Here is a 3,001-nt window from a genome sequence, read left to right on the forward strand (position 1 = left end):
CATAGGTGTATGGAGCGAACCAGGGGAACTGAAACATCTAAGTACCCTGAGGAAAAGAAATCAACCGAGATTCCCTTAGTAGTGGCGAGCGAACGGGGACCAGCCCTTAAGTTGATTTGAGATTAGCGGAACGCTCTGGAAAGTGCGGCCATAGTGGGTGATAGCCCTGTACGCGAAAATCTCTTGTCAATGAAATCGAGTAGGACGGGGCACGAGAAACCTTGTCTGAACATGGGGGGACCATCCTCCAAGGCTAAATACTACTGACTGACCGATAGTGAACCAGTACCGTGAGGGAAAGGCGAAAAGAACCGCGGAGAGCGGAGTGAAATAGATCCTGAAACCGTATGCGTACAAGCAGTGGGAGCCCACTTTGTTGGGTGACTGCGTACCTTTTGTATAATGGGTCAGCGACTTATTTTCAGTGGCGAGCTTAACCGAATAGGGGAGGCGTAGCGAAAGCGAGTCTTAATAGGGCGTCTAGTCGCTGGGAATAGACCCGAAACCGGGCGATCTATCCATGGGCAGGTTGAAGGTTGGGTAACACTAACTGGAGGACCGAACCGACTACCGTTGAAAAGTTAGCGGATGACCTGTGGATCGGAGTGAAAGGCTAATCAAGCTCGGAGATAGCTGGTTCTCCTCGAAAGCTATTTAGGTAGCGCCTCATGTATCACTGTAGGGGGTAGAGCACTGTTTCGGCTAGGGGGTCATCCCGACTTACCAAACCGATGCAAACTCCGAATACCTACAAGTGCCGAGCATGGGAGACACACGGCGGGTGCTAACGTCCGTCGTGAAAAGGGAAACAACCCAGACCGTCAGCTAAGGTCCCAAAGTCATGGTTAAGTGGGAAACGATGTGGGAAGGCTTAGACAGCTAGGAGGTTGGCTTAGAAGCAGCCACCCTTTAAAGAAAGCGTAATAGCTCACTAGTCGAGTCGGCCTGCGCGGAAGATGTAACGGGGCTCAAACCATGCACCGAAGCTACGGGTATCATCTTAGGATGATGCGGTAGAGGAGCGTTCTGTAAGCCTGTGAAGGTGAGTTGAGAAGCTTGCTGGAGGTATCAGAAGTGCGAATGCTGACATGAGTAACGACAATGGGTGTGAAAAACACCCACGCCGAAAGACCAAGGTTTCCTGCGCAACGTTAATCGACGCAGGGTTAGTCGGTCCCTAAGGCGAGGCTGAAAAGCGTAGTCGATGGAAAACAGGTTAATATTCCTGTACTTCTGGTTATTGCGATGGAGGGACGGAGAAGGCTAGGCCAGCCTGGCGTTGGTTGTCCAGGTTTAAGGTGGTAGGCTGAAATCTTAGGTAAATCCGGGGTTTCAAGGCCGAGAGCTGATGACGAGTGTTCTTTAGAACACGAAGTGGTTGATGCCATGCTTCCAAGAAAAGCTTCTAAGCTTCAGGTAACCAGGAACCGTACCCCAAACCGACACAGGTGGTTGGGTAGAGAATACCAAGGCGCTTGAGAGAACTCGGGTGAAGGAACTAGGCAAAATGGCACCGTAACTTCGGGAGAAGGTGCGCCGGTGAGGGTGAAGGACTTGCTCCGTAAGCTCATGCCGGTCGAAGATACCAGGCCGCTGCGACTGTTTATTAAAAACACAGCACTCTGCAAACACGAAAGTGGACGTATAGGGTGTGACGCCTGCCCGGTGCCGGAAGGTTAATTGATGGGGTTAGCTAACGCGAAGCTCTTGATCGAAGCCCCGGTAAACGGCGGCCGTAACTATAACGGTCCTAAGGTAGCGAAATTCCTTGTCGGGTAAGTTCCGACCTGCACGAATGGCGTAACGATGGCGGCGCTGTCTCCACCCGAGACTCAGTGAAATTGAAATCGCTGTGAAGATGCAGTGTATCCGCGGCTAGACGGAAAGACCCCGTGAACCTTTACTATAGCTTTGCACTGGACTTTGAATTTGCTTGTGTAGGATAGGTGGGAGGCTTTGAAGCGTGGACGCCAGTCTGCGTGGAGCCAACCTTGAAATACCACCCTGGCAACTTTGAGGTTCTAACTCAGGTCCGTTATCCGGATCGAGGACAGTGTATGGTGGGTAGTTTGACTGGGGCGGTCTCCTCCTAAAGAGTAACGGAGGAGTACGAAGGTGCGCTCAGACCGGTCGGAAATCGGTCGTAGAGTATAAAGGCAAAAGCGCGCTTGACTGCGAGACAGACACGTCGAGCAGGTACGAAAGTAGGTCTTAGTGATCCGGTGGTTCTGTATGGAAGGGCCATCGCTCAACGGATAAAAGGTACTCCGGGGATAACAGGCTGATACCGCCCAAGAGTTCATATCGACGGCGGTGTTTGGCACCTCGATGTCGGCTCATCACATCCTGGGGCTGAAGCCGGTCCCAAGGGTATGGCTGTTCGCCATTTAAAGTGGTACGCGAGCTGGGTTTAGAACGTCGTGAGACAGTTCGGTCCCTATCTGCCGTGGACGTTTGAGATTTGAGAGGGGCTGCTCCTAGTACGAGAGGACCGGAGTGGACGAACCTCTGGTGTTCCGGTTGTCACGCCAGTGGCATTGCCGGGTAGCTATGTTCGGAAAAGATAACCGCTGAAAGCATCTAAGCGGGAAACTTGCCTCAAGATGAGATCTCACTGGAACCTTGAGTTCCCTGAAGGGCCGTCGAAGACTACGACGTTGATAGGTTGGGTGTGTAAGCGCTGTGAGGCGTTGAGCTAACCAATACTAATTGCCCGTGAGGCTTGACCATATAACACCCAAGCAATCTGCAGAAAGACGGCAGGTTGCGGTGTGTGAAGACGCATGAAGACGAAAGTTTGCGAACACACAAGCTGCACCTTGATCACATACCCGATTTGCTGAAGCGTTCGAGAGAACGAGTCAGTACCCGAATTTCTTGACGACCATAGAGCATTGGAACCACCTGATCCCATCCCGAACTCAGCAGTGAAACGATGCATCGCCGATGGTAGTGTGGGGTTTCCCCATGTGAGAGTAGGTCATCGTCAAGATTAAATTCC

The 3,001-nt window shown here is 52.0% G+C and carries 2 rRNA genes (1 of these 2 only partly in view); both read left to right on the plus strand.

The window, feature by feature from the left end:
• Positions 1–2,730, plus strand: a 23S ribosomal RNA gene (locus tag ABEH28_RS27140); it begins 163 nt to the left of the window's first position.
• A 146-nt stretch (positions 2,731–2,876) separates the two neighbouring features.
• A 5S ribosomal RNA gene (gene rrf / locus ABEH28_RS27145) occupies positions 2,877–2,992 on the plus strand.
• Positions 2,993–3,001: the final 9 nt, after the last annotated feature.

It is taken from the genome of Pseudomonas sp. Ps21-P2 (assembly GCF_039672565.1).
Lineage (GTDB): Bacteria > Pseudomonadota > Gammaproteobacteria > Pseudomonadales > Pseudomonadaceae > Aquipseudomonas.